This window comes from Candidatus Krumholzibacteriota bacterium (assembly GCA_016931295.1).
In the GTDB taxonomy this organism is placed as follows: Bacteria; Krumholzibacteriota; Krumholzibacteriia; order Krumholzibacteriales; family Krumholzibacteriaceae; genus JAFGEZ01.
Genome location: JAFGEZ010000035.1, coordinates 26,363 through 47,098, shown reverse-complemented (window position 1 = coordinate 47,098; position 20,736 = coordinate 26,363). Strand labels below are relative to the sequence as shown.

Below are 20,736 nucleotides of genomic sequence, written 5' to 3'. Positions count from 1 at the left end.
CCCACAGGCCCCCGCCCGGGGGAGGCGCCGCACGCACGGCGGCGGCGAACCGGTCGGCGAGGCGACCGGCCGCACGAGGCGCGAGTTCCGTCGTCACGAGGGGAAGCAACTGCTCGGGACGGTACGCGAAGACGAACGTGCCGTCCTCGCGGCGGGGAAAGAACCCCTCGCGATCGGGATCGAAGCAGGCGTTCCGGATGGCCGTCGCGTAGTCTCTCGACCACGCGAACAGTTCGAGGGCGTCCTCGCTCTTGTCGATCCGGCCGGCGATGAGGGCGAGGCTGCGCAGTTCGAGCGCGAGGAGCCCGTTGACGGCGGGAGAGATCGCCGCGCCGTCACCCGGCGCGAAGCTGCCGGTCAGCAGGCCCGTATGTATCTCGGCACCCCGCTCGAACGGAGCGGTGACCATCCGCGCGAGAGACGGGTAGATCGCTCCGAGCGCCGCCGGGTCATCCTCGAAAAGCAGCCAGACGGTCGTCGCGAGGACGGGCGTGCGCCGGAGCGGATGGAGAGCGTTCGAGGGAGGCAGGTCGGCGAGGGTCGTGCCCCCCTGGAAGAATGCGGCGATCCGGTTCCGGAGCTCGATCGCGGCCGCCGTGCCGTCGGACGTCGCCGGAGCGGTTGCGACAGGCGACGCGGAGGACGTGGAAACGACTCCAAGCAGAAGCGATAATCCTATGATAAAATGAATAATACGTGCATGCATGGTGCGTTGTCCGCCGCGGTCGTACGTCTGTCCCGGCTCCGGGCGCGGCGACCCGTCTGGGGCCCCTTTTCTGTTGACATCCCCTCGCCGCGCGGCTTTCAATAGGCCGCGTGCACGGGAAAGGAGAGGGAAATGCCCTTCGAATACGTACTTATGCAAAAAGAGGGCCGTATCGCGAAAATATCGATCGATCGGCCCGACAAGCTCAACGCGCTGAACATCCAAACGATCAGCGAGCTGACCGCCGCGTTCGAGGCGGTTCGCGACGACGACGAAACGGCCGTCGTCATCCTGACCGGCGCGGGCGGCAAGTCCTTCGCCGCGGGGGCGGACATCGGCGAACTGGCGGAACTCGACGCGGCGGGCGGGAAGGCGTTCGCCGAGCGGGGCCACCGGCTCTGCAACCTCATGGAGAATCTCGGCAAGCCGATCATCGCCTGCGTCAACGGCTTCGCGCTCGGCGGCGGATGCGAGCTGGCGATGGCCTGCGACATCCGCATCGCAGGCGAGAAGGCCAAGCTCGGGCAGCCGGAGATCAATCTCGGCACGATCCCCGGCTACGGCGGCACCCAGCGCCTGCCGCGGCTCGTGCCGCGCGGCATCGCGATGGACCTGCTCCTCACCGGGAGGATCGTGGGGGCCGAGGAGGCGCTGCGCATCGGTCTCGTCGACCGGGTCGTTTCGCAGGCGGAGCTCGAGGAAGAGACGATGAAGCTCGCCGAGTCCCTTGTCCTCAAGCCGGCCTTCGCACTGAAGGCGATCATCGAGGCGGTGAACCGCGGCGGGGACATGTCCTTCGAGGACGCGTCCCGCCTCGAGGCCTCCCTGTTCGGCCTCACCTGCGGCACGGCGGACATGAAGGAGGGAACGGCGGCCTTCCTCGAGAAGCGGAAGGCGACATTCACCGGGCGATGACGGGCGGCCCGCCCGGGACGCGGGATCGCGGGCGAGAGTGGCGGAACTGGCAGACGCGTCGGATTTAGGATCCGGTGGGGAGACCCGTGGGGGTTCGAATCCCCCCTCTCGCATTACCTATCGTCGAAGCCGTTACCGGAACCCGTCCCGCGACGGGTCCCGGTACCCGGGACGGCAGGTCGTTTCGTCATCTCGATACGACGGGCCTGAATCCGAGCAGCCAGATGGTGTCCGACGGCGGATTCCAGCTCCTCGTGGCCGAGGTGCAGTTCGACGCCTGGTAGCTCCAGCTGCCCCCGCGCACGATGCGGTAGGCCCCGCTGGCGGCGCCCGTCGGGTCGGTCTCGTCGCCCGCGTAATCGGCGTACCAGTCGTTGCACCATTCCCAGAGATTGCCGTGCATGTCGTACAGGCCGAACGCATTGGACGCATAGCCGCCCACGGGGACGATATCGCCGACGAACGGCCCGGCGGGGCATCCCGTGTAGGGCCGTGTGCCGTCGTAGTTCGCTTCCGTCGCGGCATCGAGGCAGTCGCCGGTATTGAACGTGGTCTGCGTGCCGGCGCGGCACGCGTACTCCCATTCCGCCTCGGTCGGCAGGCGGAATCCACGGGCGTCATATGGGTCGTTCCCGTTGCACTGCCAGGTGGCGTGGTCGTAGGCGCGCGGCAAGCCCTCACGCAGGCTCAGCCAGTCGCAATAGGCCGCAGCCCCGTACCAGTTCGCGCATCTCACCGGGTGCTCCTCCCTGCCCGCGTCCACGGTGAACGTATCCGCGCCGAAGGAGATCGCACAGGAGGAATTGCTGAAGGACATCAGCACTTCTGTGGAACCGTCCATGGCGTCCAGCAGGCTGGCGGCCGACGCGGTGCAGTGGCCGTGGTCGTACGCCCACTGGGCCAGTTCCGCGAACTGGCCGTTCGTCACCTCCGTCTCGGAGATGCAGAACGGCGTCGTCAAGATGACCGTATGCTGGACGACGCCTCCCATCAGGAAGGTGTCCGCCGGGATCGCGGCGAAATAGCCGGGCGGCGTGTACGGTCCTGGGTGGGGGCGGGCGACGTCGTCATCCCCGCAGCCCGCGAATATCGCGGCGACGCCCATGACGAACACCGTCAGGCATCGGGATCCCGTTTTTGTCTTGAAAAGATCCATTGCATCCTCCGATGCGTTCGGAACGGTATGCCTGCGGGACCTTCCCGCAGAAGCGTATACTGCACCAGCGTGGATACGGAGGCAACCCCTATTCAGGCGGTTCGAGGCGAAAGCGCTCCCGCCGGCAGGCGTGGAATCGTCCTTGCACATCGGCGGGTGGATGGTTTACTTTGTCGGGTGCATCCGCCGGAAGCGGCCCGATAACGACCGCGCCGGCGCGCCGGGAGAATCGATCGCAATCCATTCTCCATATTGAGGATATGAACATCCCGGCGTCACGATCCTCACACCCGGAACGGCGGCGACGGGTCGCCGCGCGGCGCGGCGCCGTTCCGGCCGACACGGCCCGACCGGCAAAAATCAACCGGTCCGTGGAAAATCCATCCACCACAGACAGCGAGGAAGACATGCAGGGCAAGCTCGACGAAACCGACATTACCATCGATATCAGCCACGAAAAGGAGTGCAGGAAGGTCGTCTCCGTCGAGGTCGCCCGGGAGCGGTTCCTCGGCGAGAAGGAGACGGTGGCGAACTCGATCGCGAAAGAAGCCGCCCTCCCCGGTTTCCGCAAGGGGAAGGCCCCGAAGGATCTGATTTACAGCCGGTACGCCGACGCGATCCACGCCGAGGCGATCAAGTCGATCCTTCCGATCGCCTACGAGCGCATTCTCGCCACGGGGAAGCTCCGGCCGCTCGGCGAGCCGGTCTTCAGCGGGATCGAGGCGAAAAACAACGAGCCGCTCCGGTTCACCGTCGAGATCGAGACGGTTCCGGAGATCGAAATCGAGGACTACCGGGAACTTGACGTTCCCGTCGAGCCGGTCGATGTCCCGCCTGCCGAGATCGACGATGTTCTCGGGAACATACGGGAACGGAACGCCGATTTCGTCGACGTCGAACGCCCGGCGGCTGTCGGCGATGTCGTTGTCATGGACTACGCTCCCGTCGGGCTCGACGACAAGCCGGACGAGGAGAAGCGCGTCACCGAGTACGCCGTCCAGCTCGGCGCGGGGCAGCTCATGGAGGAGTTCGAGCTCGCCCTGACCGGCGCGGTGGCGGGAAAGACCGGACGGGTCGATCTCGTCTATCCGGCGGACTACAAGCCGGAGCATCTCGCCGGCAGGACGGTGCCCTACGAGTTCACCGTGCGCGCGGTGAAGGAGAAGCGCCTCCCCGCTCTCGACGACGCGTTCGCCGCGAAGGTCGACGAGAAATTCACCACCCTCGACGAGCTCCGCGCCGACGTCGGCAAGCGGCTCCGCGAGGAGAAGGAGAAGGAGGCCCGACGCGTCCGGCAGGAGAAGGCGATCGATCTCCTGCTCGAAAAGCACCCCTTCGAGGTGCCGAAGAGCATGGTCGAGCGTTTCACCGCCGAGCTCCGGTCCCAGGAGGAGCGCCGCCGCGAGGCCGCCGGCGTCGGTGCCGAGGAGGACGAGGAGCGCAGGAAGCAGCTCGAGGAGATCCTCGGCCGGATCGCGCTCAGGAACATCAGGCGCTATTTCCTGATCGAGCACGTCGTCGACCGCGAGAAGGTCGACGTCGCGCGCGAGGACCTCGAGCGGGAGTACGAAACGATCGCCGAAGAGGCGGGGCGCGACGTCGCGGAGGTCCGCAAGGCCTTCGCCCCCGGGAGCGAGAACCTCAACGGACTCAGAAACCACCTCCGCGAGCGGAAGGTGTTCGGGATACTGCTCGGAGAAACCGGCGCCAGCGCCGAATGAACACGAAGGAGTGGCGATGAGCGACAAGACCGCATACATGCCCATCCCGACCGTCATCGAGCAGACGGGGCGGGTCGAACGGGCGTACGACATCTATTCGAGGCTGCTGAAAGACCGCATCATATTCGTCGGGACGGCGATCGATGATCACGTGTCCAACCTGATCATCGCCCAGCTCCTCTTCCTCGAGGCGCAGGAACCGGAGAGGGACATCTTCCTCTACATCAACAGCCCCGGAGGCGTCGTCTCCTCGGGCCTCGGGATCTACGACACGATGCAGTACATCTCCTGCGACGTCGCGACGATCTGCATGGGACAGGCGGCGAGCATGGCGGCGGTCCTCCTCGCGGCGGGAACGGCCGGCAAGCGCTCGATCCTGCCTCACGCACGCGTCATGATCCACCAGCCTTCGGGCGGTTCGCAGGGACAGGCGTCGGCGATCGAGATCTACACGAAGGAGATCCTCAAGCTGCGCGAGCGCCTGAACCACATCCTCGCCCGGCACAGCGGCCAGACCCTCAAGAAGATCGCCAAGGACACGGACCGCGACTTTTTCATGTCGGCCGATGAGGCCAGGGACTACGGGATCGTGGACAACGTCCTCGTCTCGAAGAAGGAATTGAAAAAATAGCGAAAATCGGTGAACCTTGTCGTCCGGGGTTGTATATTCGAAGTGGGCCCTGGAGTCAGGAGACGTCATCGCATGAAGAAGAAATCTCAATCACCGCGGCCGATCAAGTGCTCGTTCTGCGGGCGCGGCCAGGACGAGGTCGCGAAGCTCGTCTCCGGGCCTTCCGTGTACATCTGCAACGAGTGCATCCGTCTCTGCATGGACATCCTCGAGGAGGAGATGGCGGGGACCCTGATGTACGAGATGGAGCATTTCCCGAAGCCCCGCGAGGTGAAGGAGAATCTGGACCAGTACGTCATCGGGCAGGAGCAGGCGAAGATCACGCTCGCCGTCGCCGTCTACAACCACTACAAGCGGATCCGGCACGAGCGGAGCACCGACGACATCGAGATCGAGAAGAGCAACATCCTCCTCGTCGGGCCGACCGGCGTGGGGAAGACCCTGCTCGCCCAGACGCTCGCGCGCTTCCTCAAGGTCCCGTTCGCGATCGCCGACGCGACGAGCCTCACCGAGGCGGGGTACGTGGGGGAGGACGTCGAGAACATCCTCGTCCGGCTGCTCCAGAACGCCGAGTACAACGTCCAGGCGGCCGAGCGCGGCATCATCTACATCGACGAGATCGACAAGATCGCCCGCAAGAGCGAGAATCCCTCGATCACGAGGGACGTCTCGGGCGAGGGTGTCCAGCAGGCCCTGCTCAAGATTCTCGAGGGGACGGTCGCCAACGTGCCGCCGCAGGGCGGCAGGAAGCATCCCCAGCAGAAGTTCCTCGAGGTCGACACGAAGAACATCCTCTTCGTCTGCGGCGGGGCCTTCGACGGACTCCAGGAGATCGTCGAGCGGCGGGTCGGCAAGAAGATCGTCGGTTTCGGGGCCGACCGCGGTCCGGGAGCCGGCGACCGCGCCGAGCCGATGAAGCATGTCCAGCCCGAGGACCTCATCAAGTACGGGCTGATCCCCGAACTGGTCGGACGCCTGCCGATCGTCGCCCCCCTGACGGAACTCGACGAGCAGGCGCTGATAGAGATCATGCTCAAGCCGAAGAATTCCCTGATCAAGCAGTACAAGAAGCTCTTCGACATGGAAGACGTGGAGCTCGAGTTCACCCCCGGGGCGCTTCAGGCGATTGCGCGGCTGGCGATGGAACGCAAGACCGGCGCGCGCGGTCTGCGGGCGATCCTCGAGGGGACGATGCTGCATATCATGTACGACGTGCCTTCCCGGACGAACGTGAGCAAGATCCTCATCACCGAGGAGACGATCGTCAACCGGGACGAGCCGGAGTTCCAGCTCGAGGGCGAACGCCGTCGCCGGGCTCAGTAACAATCGACAACGAACGTCCCTGTTGGGACGGTGGTGGAAATGACAAAGGAATTCGACGAGTCGCACGTTGACGACTTCGCATCCGGGTATCCCGTGGTTCCCCTGCGGGACGTCGTGGTATTCCCCTCGATGACGACCGCCATCCTCGTCGGACGCCAGCCGAGCGTCAACGCCGTCGAACGGGCGATCGAGAACGATCGGCGGATCGTCGTCGTCACGCAGAAGAGCCCGGCCGTGAACGAGCCGGGAGCGGACGATCTCTACCGCGTCGGGACGCGCGTCCAGATCGGGCTCTTCTTCAGGCTTCCCGACGGAACGATCAAGCTGATGCTCGAGGGGCTCGATCGCGTGCGCGTGAAGGAATTCACGGAGACGGACAACTATCTCTCCGCCAGCGTGGAGCCGATCGAGACGGTCGACCGGATGACGCGCGAGATCGAGGCGCTGGCGCGGCGTATCGAGAGCCTCTTCTACGATTACGTCCAGCTCAATCCGCGGGTGCCGAACGAGGTGCTTCTCACCGTGCAGTCGATCGAGGAACGTTCCGCCCTCGTCGACGTCGTGGCGGCGAACCTCCGCATCCGCAACAGCGTCAAGCAGCAGATCCTCGAGACGGAAGACCTCGAGGAGCGGTTCTACCTGCTCAGCCGCATCCTCTCCGAGGAGCTCCAGATCCTCCAGCTGGAGAAGGATATCGACGAGAAGGTCACCAGCCAGGTCCAGAAGAGCCAGAAGGAGATCTTTCTCCACGAGAAGATGCGGGCGATCAAGAGCGAGCTGGGGCAGGGCGAGGACGGGGATTCCCTGCAGGACATCAAGCGGAAGATCCGCAAGGCGGGGATGACGCGCGAGGCGGAGAAGACCGCGTACAAGGAGCTCGACCGCCTGAAGATGATGTCGTCGATGACCCCCGAATCGACCGTCGTCCGAAACTACATCGATATCCTCACCTCGCTGCCGTGGCGCAAGCGCACGCAGGACAACCTCGACATCAAAGAGGTGAAGAAGAAGCTCGACGCCGACCACTACGGCCTCGACAAGGTCAAGGAGCGGATCCTCGAGTTCCTCTCGGTCGTCAAGCTGACGAAGAACCTCAAGAGCCCGATCCTCTGCTTCGTCGGGCCGCCCGGCGTGGGGAAGACCTCGCTCGGACGTTCGATCGCGGACGCGATCGGCCGTCGGTTCGTGCGCATCTCCCTCGGCGGCACGCGGGACGAGGCGGAGATCAGGGGGCACCGGCGCACCTATATCGGCTCGATGCCGGGCCGGATCATACAGGGCGTCCGCAAGGCGGGCACGAAGAATCCCGTCTTCCTCCTCGACGAGATCGACAAGCTGAGCTCCGATTTCCGCGGCGACCCGGCCGCGGCGCTGCTCGAGGTGCTCGATCCCGAGCAGAACCGCCATTTCAGCGACAACTTCCTCGAGGTCGATTTCGACGTGAGCGAAGTCATGTTCATCACGACGGCGAACGTCATCTATACGATACCGCCGGCTCTGATCGACCGCATGGAGATCATCCGCCTGCCGGGGTACCTGCTCCACGAGAAGATGGAGATCGCCCGCCGGTTCCTGCTTCCCAAGCAGATGGAGGCGCACGGGATCGCCGAGGGTCGGCTTCTCATCTCCTCTCCCGTGCTGAAGGAGCTCACCCAGAAATACACGCGCGAGTCGGGCGTTCGGAATCTCGAGCGGGAGATCGCCTCGATCTGCCGCAAGATCGCCAAGAAACTGGCGATGAGCGAGAACGAGCGCGCGCTGCGGATCACGAAGAAGAACCTCGAGAGCTATCTCGGCATCCCGCGCTTCACCGAGGGCGAGATCGACGAGACCCTCACCGTCGGCATGGCGACCGGCCTCGCCTGGACCGAGGCGGGCGGCGAGATCCTCAACATCGAAGTGACGATCATGCCGGGCAAGGGCGAGTTGATACTCACCGGCCAGCTCGGCGAGGTCATGCAGGAGTCGGCCAAGATCGCCCTCTCCTTCGCCAGGAGCACCTCGCGGATGCTCGATCTGCCGAACGATTTCTTCTCGACGGTCGACGTGCACATCCACGTGCCCGAGGGCGCCATTCCAAAGGACGGTCCCAGCGCGGGGACGTCCATCTCGACGGCGCTCGTTTCGGCCTTCTTCGACATCCCCGTCCGGCGCGACGTCGCCATGACGGGCGAGGTGACCCTCCGCGGCAAGATCCTCCCGATCGGCGGCGTCAACGAGAAATCGGTCGCGGCGCTGCGCGCGGGCGTCAAGACGCTCCTCTTGCCGAAGGGGAACGAGAAGAACATCAAGGAGCTTCCCGCCGAGGTCCGGAAGAACATGGAGATCATCGTCGTCGAGACGATGGACGATGTCCTCGCGCGCGCCCTCTCGAAACGTCTCGACTGGGGCGTGAAGCATCGCCGCAAGATCGGCGGATTCTTCGGCGACAGCCACCCGAAATCAGCGAACTGAGTTCCCGTGAAGGTTCGGAGCCTCAGACTGGCAGCGACCGTTCTCGACCCGGGACTGTTCCCGAACACCCCCTTTCCCGAGATCGCCGTCGCCGGCCGCTCGAACGTCGGCAAATCATCGCTGCTCAACACCCTGCTGGGCCGCCGCAATCTCGCCCGCGTCTCGAAGGAGCCGGGCAAGACGAGGACGGTCAACTTCTATCTCCTCAACGACCGGTTCTACCTCGTCGACCTTCCCGGCTACGGCTACGCGAAAGTCGCAGGCACGATGCGTCGCCAGTGGCGGACGGTCATCGAGGGCTACCTCGGATCGAGGGAAGCCCTCGTCGGCGTCGTCCATATCGTCGACGCCCGCCATGCCCCGACCGCCCAGGACATCGAGATGTTCGCCGCGACGATCGGGGCCGGCGTCGTGTTCGTCATCGTCCTCACGAAGATCGACAAGGTCCCCAGGGCCAGGCGCGCGCGGGCCCTTCACGAGGTGCGAGAGCTCTTCGAGGAGGAGACGATCGTGGGCGAATACGGACGGATGACGCCCCCGGCGGAGGGCGACGATGCGGCGCGGGTGCCGGTGATCTTCTTCTCCTCGAAGACGGGCGAGGGGAAGGAGGCCCTCTGGCGCTGGGCGGAGGAGACGATCGATGCCCGATGAGATCCCCGTTCCGCTGCTCGCCGCTCCCGGACCGGTCCACGTGGCGCCGGAGCGGTGGCGCGCCGTCCGACCGATGCACCACCGGACCGGCGAATACCGCCGGTTGCACCTGGATGTCTCCCGATTGGCCGGCGAGGCGATCGGAACGACCCGGGCCGTCCACATCGTCACCGCCTCGGGCACGGGGGCGATGGAGGCCGCCGTGGCCAATCTCGTCGATCGCGACGAACGCCTGCTCGCCGTCTCATGCGGCAAGTTCGGCGACCGGTGGGGGGAGATCGGCAAGGCGCTGGGTTGCGGGACGACGGTCGTCCGATTCGAACCGGGCAGGGCGGTCGATCCGGCCGCCGTCGCCTCGAGAGTGCGGGAAACGCGCCCGGACGCGATCGCCCTCACGCACGTCGAATCCTCCACCGGCGTGCTGGTATCGCCGGCCGCCATCCTCGACGCGCTGACCCCTCCCCGGCCCCTCGTTCTCCTCGATGCCATCGCCTCCTTCGCCGTCGACGAGGTCGCGATGGACCTCAACGGCATCGATGCCGTCGTCGCCGCGTCACAGAAGGCCATCGCGGTGCCTCCCGGGCTGGGATTCGTCGCCTTCTCGGCCCGCGCGTCCGAACGGATGGCCAGGGTGGAGCGGGAACGGTACTATCTCGATCTCCGGCGATACGAATCGGTCCGGGACGGAACGCGCGCGCCCTTCACGCCGGCGGTCCATCTCGTGCAGATGGTGCACGAATCGCTCGAACGGATGCGGGAGGTGGGGTGGAAGGAGACGCGCGAACGTCACCGGCGCGCGGCGGCGGCCTTCACCGCCGCGATGGAGGCGCTCGGGATGGGTTTCGTCTCCGAATCCCCCTCGGCCGCCGTTCTCGTCATGCGGCCGCCGGACGGCGTGGACGCGAACGCCCTTCTCGCCGATCTCGCCGAACGTCACGGCATCGTCATGGCAGGCGGCCAGGGAGCACTCGCCGGATCCGTCCTCCGCACCGGGTTTCTCGGATCCTTCCCCGGTCGGACGATCCGGCGGCTCGCGGGAGCCGTGGCCGACTCGCTCGAGCGCCTCGGGGCGCCGGGAGACGCGGCGGCATCCGATGCCGCCCTGGCGGGGGTGGCGGAGCAGGAGGGGCTCTTTGATGCGACTTGACAGAACTCCTTGTCGTTGCTATACTTTATCTGAAAGCAAGGAGGTAGCGGTGCGCCCGTTGCGACTGAGGCGCGGGTTGTTCGCCGTCGTTCTGTGCGCGATCGCCTTCTCGGCGAGCGCGCTCCTGGGAACGAACGACTACATGACGAGATTGCCCGCGCACACGAAATACAACTGCACCATCTGCCACTTTTCGCAGAGTCCGGTCTCCGGGAACGATCTCAACAAGTTCGGGATCGATTTCAAGGAGAACGCGTTTGCGTGGAACGGGACGCTTGCGCAGGAGGATTCCGACGGCGACGGCCAGACGAACGGATGGGAGCTGGGGGACACGGACGGCGACGGGCTCATGGACGCCGGGCAGAGCGACGAACGCAGCAATCCGGGCGTTCGTCCGAGTTCGATCGACCAGGAGACGTGGGGCGTCATCAAACGACTCTTCGCCGACTGACCGGATCAAACGAACGGCATCGGCGCGTTTCGACCGCTTCCCGAAGCGGTTATTTTTTTGCCCCCGGGCCCGGGCCAGAATGAGGTTGCGCAGGGGGAGGCGACACGATACACTCCACACCCGGGTGAGCGTCGCTATTTCGAGGACAGGAGAGAACATATGCCCGCAACCGTGATCCTGGGAGGACAGTGGGGAGACGAGGGGAAGGCGAAGGTCGTCGATTACCTGATGAGAGACCACGACGTGGTCGTCAGGTACCAGGGCGGCGCGAACGCCGGTCACACCGTCGTTACCGACGAGGGCGTCTTCAAGTTTCACCAGATACCCTCCGGCGTGCTCTATCCGGACACGATCGCCGTCATGGGGAACGGGATGGTCGTCGATCCCTTCGCTTTCCTCGACGAGATGCAGGGGTTGATGCAGCGAGGCATCTCTCTCGACGGCAGACTCTACATCTCGTCGGCCGCGGCCGTGGTCATGCCCTTCCACCGGCTGCTTGACAACCTCCACGAAGCCGACCTGCAGGGGGAGAGCATCGGGAGCACGGGAAAGGGGATCGGTCCCACCTACGCGGACAAGTATACGCGGCGGGGTCTCAGGATGGGGGATTTCCTCCTTCCCAAGGAGGAACTCTTCGATCTCGTGACCCGGAAGGTCGAATACACCAACCGCGTGATGGAGGTCTTCAACGCCCCCGCGGTCTCGCCGCACAAGATCGCGACGGACATCATCAACGTGCGCGACCTCTTCGCGCATTTCATTGCCGACACGCAATCGCTCCTGCACGGATTCCGTGCGGACGGGCGCAGGATACTGCTCGAGGGCGCGCAGGGCGCCCTGCTCGACATCGATCACGGCACCTATCCGTTCGTCACGTCGAGCTCCTGTTCGATCGGCGGCGCGATCACGGGGACGGGGCTCGCCCCCGGGGATATCGGCCGGATCGTGGGCATCTACAAGGCGTATACGACGCGCGTGGGAAACGGTCCCTTTCCGACGGAGCTCGACGACGTCGACGGGGCGAGTATCCGCGACCGCGGAAGGGAGTTCGGGACGACTACCGGCCGGCCGAGACGATGCGGCTGGTTCGACGCCGTCGCGGCGAGCTACACCGTCCGCCTCAACGGGATATCGGAGATCGCGCTGATGAAGCTGGACGTCCTGGACGGCTTCGACACCGTTCGCGTCTGCACCGCGTACCGAACGCCGGATGGGGAAACGCGTGAATTCCCCCAGCACGCGACGACGCTCGAGTCGTGCGAGCCGGTGTACGAGGAGTATCCCGGGTGGGGCGGGGCGGCCTCGAAGGCGCGTTCCTTCGACGAGTTGCCGCCGGAGGCCCGGCGGTACGTCGAGGCGCTCGAGGAGATGATCGGCGCCCGTATCACCTTCGTTTCCGTCGGCCCGGACCGCTCGCAGACGATCCTGCGCGAGCCGGCCTATTCGTTTGACACGGCCGGCGGGACCGATTAGATTACCGCCGCGACCGGCCGGCCGGGTGATCTCCCGGCCGCCGTTACATCCGGACCGGAGAGGGAGAGATTGGGCCGCTAGCTCATCCGGTAGAGCACCTGACTTTTAATCAGGTGGTGCCAGGTTCGAGTCCTGGGCGGCTCATTTTTATCTTCACGGAATTCCCGGCGTGTGGTACACGGTCGGGATACGCAGCGGCCGGCGTCGATGATGCCGGTTGACAACCCGTTGGAGCGGGTGGTACACTGCGTGGCATGCAGGGCTGCTTGGCAGCCGGAATCACTTTTGCTGGAGGTACAGGAGTACCATGAAGATCTATGTCGGGAACCTGTCCTACACCACGAACGAGGACTCGGTTCGAGAGGTATTCACCGCTCATGGTGAAGTTTCGGAAGTCGCGCTGCCGACCGATCGGGATACGGGAAGGCCTCGCGGGTTCGGATTTGTGACCATGCCGAACGACGACGAAGGCAGGAATGCCATCGAGGCGCTCAACGGTACGGAGCTCGACGGACGCACGCTCACCGTGAACGAAGCTCGTCCTCGGCGCGATTCCGGCGGCGGCGGCTCTCGCAACAGACGCTGGTAACCGACCGTCCTGCGGTCGGAGAGACACATAACCGGTCGACACAGGCCGGGCGGAACTGAAGGAATCGGGCCGGCCGTCGCGTCGCCCCCGCACGAGTGGGAGCGCGCGGCGGCCCGGCCCGTTTCCGTCCGGGATCGCGGATGTCAGCGGCGGATTCCGGCGGCCGGACGCTCATCGCGGTCGGGCGGAGACGATTGACTTCGGTTATCGACGATGCTACACTTCCACCGGCGCGGCACGACACTCGACATGACAACCGAATGGCGACGGCGGGCATCCCGCCGGCCGCCGCAGCGCGTCCATGGGCCTGTCACGCGGGAGGGAAGGTCATGCCGGCACGGAAACTCAAGAAGTTTCTCGACGAGCAGGACGTGAAGTACGTCGTCATCAGGCATTCCCCGGCATACACGGCGCAGGAGATCGCCTCCTCGGCCCACATCAGGGGCAAGGAGGTCGCGAAGACGGTGATGGTCGAGATAGACGGCGCGATGGCGATGGCCGTCGTTCCGGCCTCGTACCGCGTCGACCTTGCGGCGTTGAAGAAGGCCGCGGACGCCGATTCGGTGGAACTCGCCACGGAAAAGGAATTCCGCGACCTCTTCCCCGAGTGCGAGACGGGGGCGATGCCCCCCTTCGGCAATCTCTACGACATGGCGGTCTACGTATCGTCGAGCCTCGCCGAGGACGACGAGATCGCGTTCAACGCCGGCTCGCACATGGAACTCGTCCGGATGAGCTATCACGATTTCGAGCGGCTCGTCAAGCCCCGGGTGCTCCACTTCTCCGTGAAGGGACACTGATCAGGGTCTTTCCCGCGACGATGTTCCGGACGTTCTCGATGCCGGTCGCAAAGGGGTCTTTTCTCCCCGCGCCGGTCATTGACTCTCGTAGACGACGTAGTACTGCTCCGGCAGGAAGTCGTGCTCGTCGGCTACGACGAATCCCGCGCGCCGCAGATCCTCGTTCAGCGTCTCTTTCGGAATCTGCTGCACTTCGGGCGGCCCCCACGGCCGCTCTTTCCACGGCTTCGGCCGGTAATCGATGACGACGAGCCGGCCGCCGGGAGCGAGGCCCTCGCGGAGCTTTTCGGCGTACGCGGTCCGCTCCTGGATATAGTGGATCGTGTCGACCATGAGGATCAGGTCGACGCCGCCGGGAGGAAGCTCGGGGTCGTCCCGCCCGACCTTGAAGAGTTCCACGTTACCGATCTTCTCTATCTCGATGCGGCGGGAGATGTGGTCGAGCATCTCCTGCGAGGCGTCGATGGCGAGGATCCGGCCGTCCGCGCCGACCATTTTCGACATCGGGATCGTGAAGTATCCCGAACCGGCGCCGATGTCGGCGATCGTCATGCCGGCGGTGATGCCGAGGGTCTCCAGCACTCGTTCCTTGTGCTGGAACGTTTCGCGGTCGTCGCGCTCGAGCATGGCGAGATATCCGTTCGACCAAATCTTCCGGACCAGCTTCCGGAAGAGGGGTTCCTCGCGGAAGGCGGCGAAGACCTCGTCGTCGCGCAGGCGCCGGGCGTCCCAGAAACCGGCGTCGGAGAGAGCGTAGAGATACTCGAACATCTCGGGGATCATGCCGCCTTTCGCATGGAGGGCGGCGAGAGCGTACAGCGTTTCCCAGTATGCCTCGCCGGTCACCCACACCAGTTCCTTCGCGGCCTCGATCGCGGCGACGTCGTCGCCGGCGACCATCGCCGAGTCGTAGCGGGCCTGGAGCGAGTCGTAAATCCCCGGTCGTTCTTCCTGTGCCGGCGCGCCCGCGGGGAGGAGGACGGCGGTCAGGATACAGATCGCGATCATCGCGAGGAAAACGCGCGAAAAGGCAGCCACGTGATTCTCCATGATACCTCACTTTCGTCGCTGGCGTGCCGGGTCGTCGCGCCGGCGGTCTTTCAGCGCCGGCAGTCACAGGATACTACGGCAGGCGTGCCGGGGTGTTCCACGAAACAAGCCGCGAAAAAGGAGAATTTTCCGGTGGAGAGGAACATTCCGGGGGCCGGCTTCGTGTTACAGTACGATCATCGACCCCGTGGCGAGGGAGAAGCCGGAGGAACGGGATGACGAAGCCGACTGTTGGACATGTCAGGAGGGAGCTCGGCGCCTTCTCCGCGACGAGCATCGTCGTGGCCAACATCATCGGAGCGGGCATCTTCACGACGACCGGCATCATGGCCGGCCAGTTGCCGGGCCCGTGGTGGATTCTCGGCTGTTGGACCCTCGGCGGCTGCATCGCCCTCGCGGGCGCTCTCTGCTACGCCGAGCTGGCGACGCGGATGCCGGAGGAGGGGGCGGAATACACGTACCTGAAACGGCTCTACCACCCGTCGCTCGGGTTCCTCACCGGCTGGACGAGTCTCTTCGTCGGTTTCTCGGCGCCGATCGCCGCCTCGGCGATCGGTTTCTCCGAGTACCTTTTCGCCGGCGTCGACGGACCGCTGCTCTCGCTCGGTCCCGCGGGGCTCGTCGCCGTGAAGAAGGGAGCGTCCGCCCTCGTGATCGTCCTGTTAACGGGACTGCACTACTCGGGCCTGCGGGTCGGTTCCCGGGTGCAGAACGTTCTCACCGTGTTGAAGATACTCATCGTCGTCGGGCTCGCGGGCGCCGGTCTTCTCCTGGGGGACGGAAAAGCGGGATCCTTCGCATCGGGAAGCGGGAACGGGTTCTCCTGGCCGGCGCTCGGCACGGCGATGATGCTCGTGATGTTCTCGTACAGCGGATGGAACGCCAGCGCCTACATCGCGGGCGAAGTGCGCCGGCCGCGCCGGACGCTCCCCGTCTCGCTCCTGACCGGTACGGCGATCGTCATCGTCCTCTACGTCGCGGTGAACCTCTTCATCCTGCACGCGCTTTCCTTCGAGGAGATCCGCGGCACGATCCCCGTGGTGGAGCGCGCGGCCGTCAGGTCCTTCGGACCGTGGATGGGACGAACACTCAGCATGCTCGTCGGCGTCGCGCTCCTCTCGTCGCTCAGCGCGTACATCATCATCGGCCCGCGTGTCTACTTCGCGATGGCCCGGGACCGACTCTTCTTCTCCTTCGCGGCGAACGTGAATCCGCGTCACGGCGTCCCCGGACGCTCGATCCTCGTACAGGGCGTTCTCGCCATGGCGATGGTGCTCGTCGGGTCCTTCGAACAGCTGCTCGTCTATCTCGGGTTCGCTCTCGGCATCTTCCCCTGGCTCGCCGTCTTCGGTCTCTTCATCGCACGGCGCCGGCGGATAGGAGAGGAAACGGCCGTCAGGGCATGGGGATATCCCTGGGTGCCGGTCTTCTTCCTCGCGAGCACCTTCCTGCTCATGGTCGTCGCATGGATGAATCGCCCCGCCGAATCGACGGCGGCGATCGTCACCGTGCTGCTGGGCATTCCCTGCTACGCCCTGTGGACGAGGAGGATCCGACACTCCGTTCCCCCGGATGCGCGGGGGTTCGTCGGGGATCGCGTCGATGCGGACTGACCGGGAATCCGGCGCCGGAAACTCCTTCCTGCTTGCCACGGATCGCGTTACGCGATACAATCCCCGGACGGAACGCGGCTGTCTCCGATTCTTCAATCTACCGGGTGACGACATGAACAAGCGATCATCGGGATTTCTCTACGGGTTTCTCGCCGGTGCGGCGATCGGCCTGATCGCGGGATTCATCCTCGGCGATTACGTGCGCTGGCCGGCGATCGGGGCGGTCGCCGGATTCTTTCTGGGAGGAATCGTCGGGCGGCTGTCCTCGTAGTCGACGGGTGCCCGGCTCCTGTTCCCGCCCGCGGGGAGAAACACATGAGCCCGACACGCATGCTCCGCACGGCCGCCCTGGCGGCGGCCGCCGCGGTTTTCGCGCTCGTCGCTATCGAAATCGCGTCCTTCGCGTTCTTTTCCTTCTTCCGCGACCGGTTCACCTTCCACGACATCGGACAGCTGCTCATGCGTTCCGAGGAGATCCCCGCGTTCGCCGAACGCTTCGATCCCGATCTCGGCTGGGATACGCGTTTCGATACGCCGATGGGCGAGCGACCCCGGACGACGGATTACGGAAGCCCGCTCGTCGCGACATTCGGCGATTCGTACACGTACTGCAGCGATGTCGAGCACAACGAGACCTGGCAGACCGCACTGGCCGCGAGGCTGGAACGGGACGTCTACAATTTCGGCGTTCCCGGGTTCGGGACCGACCAGGCCTATCTCAAGTATCTCCGTGTCAGGCAGGAATTCAGGACGCCCGTCGTCGTGCTCGGGATCATCACGGAAAACATCAACCGGGTCGTCTGCGTCTACCGGCCCTTCTACTTTCCGCTCACCGGCATCAGGCTTCCGAAGCCGCGGTTCGTTCTGGAGGAGGGAGAGCTCCAACTCGTGCGGAACCCGCTCGGCGAACCCGGCGACATCGCGCGTCTCACGGACGAGGACTTCGTCAGGTCGCTCGGAAAGCGGGACGAGTGGTACAACCGCGACCGCCATCCCGTGTTCGGATTCCCCTATGCGAAGATCCTGTTCAACCGCCGCATCTGGCGGGAGGCGACAGGCGGAAGAAAGGCCTCGCCCCCTGACGACGTCGCCCCGCGACCGTGGGAGAATCTCTGGAAGCAGGAGGCCCACACGGCTCTCATGTTCGCGATCATCGACGCCTTCGTCGCCGCCGCCGCGGCCGACGGGGCCACGCCCGTCGTCCTCGTGCTCCCCATGCAGGACCAGGTCTTCGAGATCTTCTGCACGGGGAAAATGCCCGCCGACGTCGCGGCGGTCGTCTCACACTGCGACGGGCGCGGGTACCACTGCATCAACACGATTCCCGCGATGGCCGCGTCCGTCGGGCGGATGGAAGAGATACCCGGCCTCTACACGGTCCACGTGTCGCCCCGGGGCAACAGGATCATCGCCGATTCCATCCACGAATACTGCCTGTCGCGGCTCGGCATGTAGTATAATCAAAGGACGGGGTGATCACATGAAGCGACGGGAGAAGACGATACTGGGAATCGAGGTATCCAGATCGCGGGATCGCGATACGGGGATGGCGGCGGCGCTCGTTTTCGTGCTTCTCGCCGCCTGGACCGGCCGCATGGTCTACGCTCGCGCCGCGGCGGTTGTCCTCATCCTGACGATGGTCTGGCCGCGGCCGTTCCGGCCCGTGTCCGTGGCGTGGTTCGGCTTCGCCAGGGCGCTCGGTTTCGTCGTGTCGAATGCGCTCCTGAGCGTGATCTTCTTCGTCGTGGTCACGCCCGTCGGGCTCGTCAGGCGCCTGATGGGCCGGGATCCGCTGATGCGGCGGCGGTTCGGCGCGGAAGACGGTTCGGTTTTCACCGGACGCGACCGGCTCTTCGGACCGGACGATATCGAGAGGCCGTACTGAACAAAGAGGAGCGTCGATGGATTTCCTGCGGGACCTCTGGGGATTCCTGAAAGTCCGGAAGAAGTTCTGGCTGCTGCCGATCATCCTGGTACTCCTCCTCTTCGGCATCCTCGTCGTCTTGACGGGCGGGTCGGCGATCGCACCCTTCATCTACACGATCTTCTAGGAAGGAAGAGGTCGGTGCCGGAACGGATCCTCGGTATCTCCGCATACTACCACGATAGCGCGGCGGCGCTCGTCGAGGACGGCCGGATCGTCGCCGCAGCCCAGGAGGAACGGTTCTCCCGGGTCAAGCATGACGCATCCTTTCCATCCGGCGCGGTTGCCTACGTCCTCGGCGAGGCCGGGCTGCGCTGCGGCGATCTCGACGCGGTCGCGTTCTACGACAAGCCGTACCTGAAATTCGAGCGCCTCCTCGAGACGTACCATGCCTTCGCGCCGCGCGGCCTGCGCTCCTTCCTCGCCGCGGCTCCCGTCTGGATCAAGGAGAAACTCTTCATCCGGAAGTACATCAGGGAGGAACTGGGGCGTTTCGGCGAGGGACGTCCGCCGATCCTCTTCCCCGAGCATCACCTCTCCCACGCGGCGAGCGCGTTCTACCCCTCGCCCTTCGAGGATGCGGCGATCTTGACGATCGACGGCGTGGGCGAATGGGCGACGACGACGATCGGGCGGGGAACGGGAGGCGATATCGAGATACTCCGCGAGCTCCATTTCCCGCACTCTCTCGGTCTGCTCTATTCGGCATTCACCTACTACACCGGTTTCCGCGTCAACAGCGGCGAGTACAAGCTCATGGGACTGGCGCCGTACGGCGACCGCGTCGGAGAGCGGACGAGGCGATTCCGACGCGCGATACTCGATGAACTGATCGATCTCCGCGAGGACGGTTCGCTGCTGCTCGACATGGACTATTTCCGGTTCGCCACGGGGCTGCGGATGACCGAAAACCGCCGGTGGAAAGCGCTCTTCGGTGTGCCCCCGCGGAGACCGGGCGATCCGATCGATCAGGTCCACATGGATATGGCCGCGGCGATCCAGAGCGTTACGGAAGAGATCGTCATGCGACTCGCTCGCACGGCGAAAAGACTCGCCGGCTCGAATCGTTTCTGCCTCGCCGGGGGCGTCGCCCTGAACAGCGTCGCGAACGGACTCCTCCTTCGCGAGGGGCTCTTCGACGACATCTGGATCCAGCCGGCCGCGGGCGACGCGGGCGGGGCGCTCGGGGCCGCGCTCGCGGCGCGTTGCATCTGGAAGGGGTCCCCGCGGGTGCGCGACGAGCGACCCGACGGCATGCAGGGCGCCTGTCTCGGGCCCTCCTTCGACGAGCGTGCGATCGAACGGGACGTGCGCCGGTACGGTGCGACGTTTCGCCGGATCGATGATTTCGGGGAACTGGCGCGTCACGCGGCCGGGCTCATCGCCGGGGGCAGCGTCGTCGGGTGGTTCCAGGGACGGATGGAGTACGGCCCGCGCGCCCTCGGCAACAGGAGCATCCTCGGCGACGCGCGTTCTCCGGACATGCAGCGGAAGCTCAACATGAAGGTGAAGTTCCGCGAGGAGTTCAGGCCCTTCGCCCCGACCGTCCTCGAGGAGGAGATCGGAACCTTCTTCGAGCTCGATCGCCCGTCGCCCTACATGCTCCTCGTCGTCCCGGTGCGGGAGAGCCGACGGAACGAGCTCCCCGGGGATTTCGGGGAGAAAGGAATGTACGAACGGCTGTATTTCCGCCGATCGGACATCCCCGCCGTCACGCACGTCGATTTCTCGGCCCGCGTGCAGAGCGTGGCCCGGGAGACGAATCCTCGATACTGGCGGCTGATAGAGGAATTCCGCCTCCTCACGGGATACGGCGTGATCGTCAACACGAGCTTCAACGTCCGCGGCGAGCCGATCGTCTGCACCCCGGGGGACGCGTACCGGTGTTTCATGCGGACCGGCATGGATTATCTCGTCATGGAGAACCTTCTCTTCGACAAGAAGGAACAGTCGGAGCCGCCGAGCGGGCTCCACTTCGACGACGTCTTCCCGCCCGATTGAGTCTCCGATCGAGCCCCTTGCGCCGTCGAGGGGGATCGTATAGATTTATTCCCGTTCGGTGGGGGAGTCTGCCCGGAACGTCGACTCATGGGAAAGGAGGAGACGGAACGCCTCCCCGCGCATCGAGATCC

General features: G+C 65.2%; 19 protein-coding genes and 2 tRNA genes. 19 read left to right on the top strand and 2 right to left on the bottom strand.

Annotation, left to right across the window (positions count from 1 at the left end; all coding sequences use genetic code 11):
• The first annotated feature begins 838 nt into the window (after positions 1–838).
• Positions 839–1,621 carry an enoyl-CoA hydratase/isomerase family protein gene (locus tag JW876_09310; protein ID MBN1885701.1) on the top strand — a complete coding sequence of 261 codons (783 nt, stop codon included), beginning with the start codon at positions 839–841 and terminating at the stop codon, positions 1,619–1,621.
• Between the two features lie 31 nt (positions 1,622–1,652).
• Positions 1,653–1,734: transfer RNA gene (locus JW876_09305), tRNA-Leu, on the top strand.
• Positions 1,735–1,808: 74 nt separating this feature from the next.
• Here JW876_09305 and JW876_09300 read toward each other — a convergent pair.
• On the bottom strand, positions 1,809–2,777 hold the full coding sequence (locus tag JW876_09300; protein ID MBN1885700.1) for an SUMF1/EgtB/PvdO family nonheme iron enzyme: 969 nt from the start codon (positions 2,775–2,777) through the stop codon (positions 1,809–1,811).
• A 407-nt stretch (positions 2,778–3,184) separates the two neighbouring features.
• Here JW876_09300 and tig point away from each other — a divergent pair, with 407 nt between their 5' ends.
• The 11 genes from tig (at position 3,185) to JW876_09245 (ending at position 14,017) form a co-directional block, all read left to right on the top strand.
• Positions 3,185–4,498 carry a trigger factor gene (gene tig, locus JW876_09295; protein ID MBN1885699.1) on the top strand — a complete coding sequence of 438 codons (1,314 nt, stop codon included), beginning with the start codon at positions 3,185–3,187 and terminating at the stop codon, positions 4,496–4,498.
• A 37-nt stretch (positions 4,499–4,535) separates the two neighbouring features.
• Positions 4,536–5,129: an ATP-dependent Clp endopeptidase proteolytic subunit ClpP gene (gene clpP, locus JW876_09290; GenBank protein MBN1885698.1), complete on the top strand. Its 594-nt coding sequence runs from the start codon at positions 4,536–4,538 to the stop codon at positions 5,127–5,129.
• A gap of 72 nt (positions 5,130–5,201) precedes the next feature.
• The gene (gene clpX / locus JW876_09285; protein MBN1885697.1) at positions 5,202–6,452 is read left to right on the top strand and encodes an ATP-dependent Clp protease ATP-binding subunit ClpX; all 1,251 of its coding nucleotides are present in this window, start codon (positions 5,202–5,204) and stop codon (positions 6,450–6,452) included.
• Positions 6,453–6,491: 39 nt separating this feature from the next.
• On the top strand, positions 6,492–8,906 hold the full coding sequence (lon, locus tag JW876_09280; protein ID MBN1885696.1) for an endopeptidase La: 2,415 nt from the start codon (positions 6,492–6,494) through the stop codon (positions 8,904–8,906).
• A 6-nt stretch (positions 8,907–8,912) separates the two neighbouring features.
• Complete coding sequence (locus JW876_09275) at positions 8,913–9,557, top strand: YihA family ribosome biogenesis GTP-binding protein (protein ID MBN1885695.1); 645 nt, start codon at positions 8,913–8,915, stop codon at positions 9,555–9,557.
• The gene (locus tag JW876_09270) at positions 9,547–10,704 is read left to right on the top strand and encodes an alanine--glyoxylate aminotransferase family protein (protein MBN1885694.1); all 1,158 of its coding nucleotides are present in this window, start codon (positions 9,547–9,549) and stop codon (positions 10,702–10,704) included. The genes JW876_09275 and JW876_09270 overlap by 11 nt, the downstream gene beginning before the upstream one ends.
• A 49-nt stretch (positions 10,705–10,753) precedes the next feature.
• Positions 10,754–11,155, top strand: coding sequence for a hypothetical protein (locus JW876_09265; protein ID MBN1885693.1), 402 nt, complete (start codon positions 10,754–10,756; stop codon positions 11,153–11,155).
• 159 nt (positions 11,156–11,314) lie between these two features.
• Complete coding sequence (locus JW876_09260) at positions 11,315–12,628, top strand: adenylosuccinate synthase (GenBank protein MBN1885692.1); 1,314 nt, start codon at positions 11,315–11,317, stop codon at positions 12,626–12,628.
• 71 nt (positions 12,629–12,699) lie between these two features.
• Positions 12,700–12,772 (top strand) — tRNA-Lys (locus JW876_09255).
• 163 nt (positions 12,773–12,935) lie between these two features.
• Complete coding sequence (locus JW876_09250) at positions 12,936–13,217, top strand: RNA-binding protein (GenBank protein ID MBN1885691.1); 282 nt, start codon at positions 12,936–12,938, stop codon at positions 13,215–13,217.
• 329 nt (positions 13,218–13,546) lie between these two features.
• Entirely contained in the window at positions 13,547–14,017 is a 471-nt protein-coding gene (locus JW876_09245) for a YbaK/EbsC family protein (GenBank protein MBN1885690.1), read from the top strand.
• A 75-nt stretch (positions 14,018–14,092) separates the two neighbouring features.
• On the opposite strand, the gene JW876_09240 is transcribed toward JW876_09245, so the two are convergent.
• Positions 14,093–15,067 carry a methyltransferase domain-containing protein gene (locus JW876_09240; GenBank protein MBN1885689.1) on the bottom strand — a complete coding sequence of 325 codons (975 nt, stop codon included), beginning with the start codon at positions 15,065–15,067 and terminating at the stop codon, positions 14,093–14,095.
• A 215-nt stretch (positions 15,068–15,282) separates the two neighbouring features.
• On the opposite strand from JW876_09240, the gene JW876_09235 reads away from it, so the two are divergent.
• The 6 genes from JW876_09235 (at position 15,283) to JW876_09210 (ending at position 20,605) form a co-directional block, all read left to right on the top strand.
• Entirely contained in the window at positions 15,283–16,680 is a 1,398-nt protein-coding gene (locus JW876_09235) for an amino acid permease (GenBank protein ID MBN1885688.1), read from the top strand.
• 112 nt (positions 16,681–16,792) lie between these two features.
• Positions 16,793–16,951 carry a hypothetical protein gene (locus JW876_09230; GenBank protein ID MBN1885687.1) on the top strand — a complete coding sequence of 53 codons (159 nt, stop codon included), beginning with the start codon at positions 16,793–16,795 and terminating at the stop codon, positions 16,949–16,951.
• Positions 16,952–16,995: 44 nt separating this feature from the next.
• A complete protein-coding gene (locus JW876_09225; GenBank protein MBN1885686.1) occupies positions 16,996–18,135 on the top strand; it encodes an SGNH/GDSL hydrolase family protein in 1,140 nt (379 codons plus the stop codon).
• Positions 18,136–18,160: 25 nt separating this feature from the next.
• Entirely contained in the window at positions 18,161–18,565 is a 405-nt protein-coding gene (locus JW876_09220; GenBank protein ID MBN1885685.1) for a hypothetical protein, read from the top strand.
• A gap of 16 nt (positions 18,566–18,581) precedes the next feature.
• Positions 18,582–18,731: a hypothetical protein gene (locus JW876_09215; GenBank protein ID MBN1885684.1), complete on the top strand. Its 150-nt coding sequence runs from the start codon at positions 18,582–18,584 to the stop codon at positions 18,729–18,731.
• Positions 18,732–18,745: 14 nt separating this feature from the next.
• Positions 18,746–20,605, top strand: coding sequence for a carbamoyltransferase (locus JW876_09210; protein MBN1885683.1), 1,860 nt, complete (start codon positions 18,746–18,748; stop codon positions 20,603–20,605).
• Positions 20,606–20,736 lie beyond the last annotated feature (131 nt).

Bases quoted from the DNA above. Each gene is read 5' to 3' on its own strand.
- JW876_09310 (MBN1885701.1), top strand. From the start codon at position 839: ATGCCCTTCGAATACGTACTTATGCAAAAAGAGGGCCGTATCGCGAAA.
- JW876_09300 (MBN1885700.1), bottom strand. From the start codon at position 2,777: ATGGATCTTTTCAAGACAAAAACGGGATCCCGATGCCTGACGGTGTTC.
- tig (MBN1885699.1), top strand. From the start codon at position 3,185: ATGCAGGGCAAGCTCGACGAAACCGACATTACCATCGATATCAGCCAC.
- clpP (MBN1885698.1), top strand. From the start codon at position 4,536: ATGCCCATCCCGACCGTCATCGAGCAGACGGGGCGGGTCGAACGGGCG.
- clpX (MBN1885697.1), top strand. From the start codon at position 5,202: ATGAAGAAGAAATCTCAATCACCGCGGCCGATCAAGTGCTCGTTCTGC.
- lon (MBN1885696.1), top strand. From the start codon at position 6,492: ATGACAAAGGAATTCGACGAGTCGCACGTTGACGACTTCGCATCCGGG.
- JW876_09270 (MBN1885694.1), top strand. From the start codon at position 9,547: ATGCCCGATGAGATCCCCGTTCCGCTGCTCGCCGCTCCCGGACCGGTC.
- JW876_09260 (MBN1885692.1), top strand. From the start codon at position 11,315: ATGCCCGCAACCGTGATCCTGGGAGGACAGTGGGGAGACGAGGGGAAG.
- JW876_09250 (MBN1885691.1), top strand. From the start codon at position 12,936: ATGAAGATCTATGTCGGGAACCTGTCCTACACCACGAACGAGGACTCG.
- JW876_09245 (MBN1885690.1), top strand. From the start codon at position 13,547: ATGCCGGCACGGAAACTCAAGAAGTTTCTCGACGAGCAGGACGTGAAG.
- JW876_09240 (MBN1885689.1), bottom strand. From the start codon at position 15,067: ATGGAGAATCACGTGGCTGCCTTTTCGCGCGTTTTCCTCGCGATGATC.
- JW876_09235 (MBN1885688.1), top strand. From the start codon at position 15,283: ATGACGAAGCCGACTGTTGGACATGTCAGGAGGGAGCTCGGCGCCTTC.
- JW876_09230 (MBN1885687.1), top strand. From the start codon at position 16,793: ATGAACAAGCGATCATCGGGATTTCTCTACGGGTTTCTCGCCGGTGCG.
- JW876_09225 (MBN1885686.1), top strand. From the start codon at position 16,996: ATGAGCCCGACACGCATGCTCCGCACGGCCGCCCTGGCGGCGGCCGCC.
- JW876_09220 (MBN1885685.1), top strand. From the start codon at position 18,161: ATGAAGCGACGGGAGAAGACGATACTGGGAATCGAGGTATCCAGATCG.
- JW876_09215 (MBN1885684.1), top strand. From the start codon at position 18,582: ATGGATTTCCTGCGGGACCTCTGGGGATTCCTGAAAGTCCGGAAGAAG.